2 protein-coding genes are annotated in these 3616 nt (G+C 29.8%); both read right to left on the bottom strand.

The genetic code is table 11. The annotated features are described in order from the left end of the window. Window positions 1-86: 86 nt before the first annotated feature. Window positions 87-1814: an ABC transporter ATP-binding protein gene (locus B3W71_RS19190; protein WP_346890543.1), complete on the bottom strand. Its 1728-nt coding sequence runs from the start codon at window positions 1812-1814 to the stop codon at window positions 87-89. A gap of 4 nt (window positions 1815-1818) precedes the next feature. Then, the gene (locus tag B3W71_RS19185; protein WP_346890542.1) at window positions 1819-3540 is read right to left on the bottom strand and encodes an ABC transporter ATP-binding protein; all 1722 of its coding nucleotides are present in this window, start codon (window positions 3538-3540) and stop codon (window positions 1819-1821) included. Window positions 3541-3616: the final 76 nt, after the last annotated feature.

Below are 3616 nucleotides of genomic sequence, written 5' to 3'. Positions count from 1 at the left end.
ATTAGCTTATTTTACGAAAGCCACATTTATGGTATACTGTTTAACTTGTATAGACTGTGAAGATAAAAAACATTTTTTATATAGCTTTAGATATTAAATTGACTTTGGTAAAGTTCTGTGTAGAAGCCATTTTTATCTAGTAATTCTTTATGAGTACCTTGCTCAAATATTTTACCATCCTTTAGAACAATTATTTGGTCAGCCTGTAAAATAGTCTTAAGTCTATGAGCTATAACAAAACTAGTACGTCCTCTCATCAAATTATTCATAGCCTCTTGAATCTTAATTTCTGTGCGAGTGTCAATGTTGCTAGTAGCTTCATCTAATATAAGAATATCAGGATTAGATATAATAGTTCTTGCAATAGTTAGCAGTTGTTTTTGACCTGCACTTAATTCACTAGCATTTGAATCTAACATGGTTTCATAGCCATCATGCAAAGAAATTATATAGTCATGAATATTAGCAGCTTTAGCGGCATTAATAACTTCTTCATCACTAGCTTCAAGGTTTCCATATTTAATATTTTCTTTAATAGTACCAGTAAATATAACTGTATCTTGAAGAACCATTCCGATGGTATTTCTTAAATCTTTAATTTTAAAATCTTTAAGTAATGTACCATCTATAGTTATACTTCCATCTTGGTAGTCATAAAACCGTGGTAATAAGTTCATAATAGTAGATTTTCCAGAGCCTGTTGGGCCAATAATACCAAACATTTTACCTTTTTCAACGTGCATATTAATATCCTTTAAGATGGGTTCACCTTCCACATAGCTAAAATTTAGATTAGAAATTTCTATATTTCCTTCAAAATGAGAAACACTTTTACTATTTGGTGTATCCATTATATCTGGAATTTGATCCATAACTTCAAATACTCTTTCAGTACCTGTTAAAGCTAGTTGTATTTGATTATATAGGTTTGCAAGTTGGTTTAATGGTTGAAAGAATTGTCTAGCAAAATTTATGAAGGTAACAATGAGTCCCACCGTAGCCATACCGTTTATAGTTAAATAACTACCATAGGCAGCAATTATAGCTAAATTAATATTACTTATTCCATTGGTTAAAGGAGCCATAAGTCCAGAGTTTGTTTGAGCTTTTACTGAGCTATTAACTAAATCATTATTAATACGAATAAAACGGTTTATTGTATCTTCTTGCATTCCATAAGCTAAAGTAACTTTTTCTGAAGATATATTCTCTTCAATATAGCCATTAAGAGAACCTAGTTTTTCTTGCATCTCATCGAATCTAACTTTAGTTTTTTTGGATAAGATTCTTGATATGATCAAGGTTATTGGAGTTGAGATAATAGTTACTAAAGCAAGTTTTGCATTTAGAAAAAGCATAAAACATATTATCCCAATTATAACTAAAACACTTGATATTATCTCTAGTAAGCTTTGATTTAAAGTAGTATTTATATTATCAATATCATTAGTAAATCTACTCATTAGCTCTCCAATAGGAGTACTATCAAAATATTTTAAGGAAAGCTGTTGAAGTCTAGCAAATAGGTCATGACGCAACTGACGAACGGCCTTACCAGCTACACTAATCATTAAGCGGCTTTGGATTAAACTAGCCAGTGATGTCGTTACGAAGATAGCTAAAACTATCAAGACACCATATAATAATCCTGATAAATTACCAGGAAGAATATAAGTGTCTATTATAAAACCAGACATAAAGGGGCTTATGGTTCTACCTAAAGCATAAATAATTACGCATACAACTATAATAAACATTTGACCTTTGTAGCCTTTAAAATATTTAAATAAATTTTTTATTTTATTATTTTTCATGCACTTAAGCCTCCTTACCTGATTGTGATGAATAGATTTCTTGATATAATGGACTTGATTTTAATAAATCTTCGTGAGTGCCAATAGAAATAATTTCACCTTTATCAATAACTAAAATTTTATCAGCATTTTTAATTGAAGATATTTTCTGAGCAATAATAAAGGTGGTTGTATCGTCAAAGTCTTTAGCTAGAGCTCTTTTAACAAGTTCTTCAGATTTAGCATCCAAAGCACTAGTACTATCATCTAAAATTAGTATCTTAGGATCTCCAACTAATCCACGAGCAATAGATACACGTTGGCGCTGACCACCAGATAAATTGCTTCCCTTTTGATATATGAAAGTATCATATTTTTCAGGAAAGCGATCTATAAATTCACTAGCTTGAGCAGTTTTAGCAGCTTCTTCTATTTCTAAATTAGTTGCTTGCTGATTTCCATAACGTATATTTGTATTAAGCTTACCGGCAAAAAGAAGAGCCTTTTGTAGTACAATACTTATTTGAGAACGTAGAGATTTTTCACTATATTCCTTAATATCTTTTCCATCAATTAATACACTACCTAAGGTTGCATCATATAGTCTTGGAATCAATTGAGCTAAGGTAGATTTACCAGAACCAGTTAAACCAATAATTCCTATTGTTTCACCCAAATTGGCGGTAAAGGTAATATCTTTTAGTACAAATTCACTGGTTTTAGAATACTTAAAGTATACATGTTGGAAAGAGACATTCCCTTTAATATTATTGAAGTCTTCTGTTGTATAAACAATGTCAGCATCTATATCATGAATTTCAATAATTCTTTTGGCTGATACAATAGCGCGAGATACATTCATTAATAATATTCCAGAGATTAATAATGAAACTAGTATTTGAAGTAAATAATTTATAAAAGCAACAATTTGACCAACTTGCAACCCACTTTTTATTACTAAATTACCTCCAAAGTAAAGGGTTGCTACAATACCGAAATTAACACAAAGCATTAAAAAAGGCATAATAAGAGCTACAACATGAGAAGCCTTAGTACTTGCAATATAAAGGGTCTCATTTTCTTTATCAAATTTTTGAGTTTCATAATCTTCACGAACAAAAGCTTTAACAGCTCGTATTCCACTAAAATTTTCATTTAAAACTGTATTTAGTGTATCTAAAGCTTTCTGGGAATTTACAAATAATGGAGTAGACCTAGGCATTATTATAGAAAGTGCAATTATGATAACTATAACTAAAACTATAATTATAGGAGATAAATTTATAGCAGTGAAAAATGCCATTATTAAGCTACCGATTAATAAAAGTGGAGCACGAACTAAAATACGAAAGCTCATTAATATTAAGTTTTGTACTTGAGTTACATCGTTAGTTAGCCTAATTATTAGATTACTAGGACTCTGATGATCTAGGTTCTTGTATGAGAGTCCCATAATTTTTCTAAAGGTATCTTCTCTAAGATAACCTCCAAAGTTTTGAGAAATTTTAGAGGATAAATATGTAGTTATAATTCCAGATGTAATTCCAATTAAAGATAATATAGTCATAGCTATACCTCTACTTATCACATAATCAATATTTCCAGTGCCTAATCCATTATCTATTATTTTTTGTATTAAAAAAGGTTGGATTAGGTCTACAATAACTTCAGTTAGCATAAAGATTGGTGCAATAAACACTAGTTTCTTTAGAGGCTTTAAGTACTTTATAAAAAATTTAGATAGCATATTATTTCTCCTCCCATTAATGGTTATAAGATAGTATGTGAAAGTTAAAGAAAATTATTTAAGGCATCTGAAAATA

Source organism: Clostridium sp. UBA1056, from assembly GCA_002316385.1.
In the GTDB taxonomy this organism is placed as follows: Bacteria; Bacillota; Clostridia; order Clostridiales; family Clostridiaceae; genus Clostridium_J.
The sequence above is the reverse complement of the archived record's forward strand: the minus strand, read 5'-3'. Positions and strand labels throughout refer to the sequence as shown.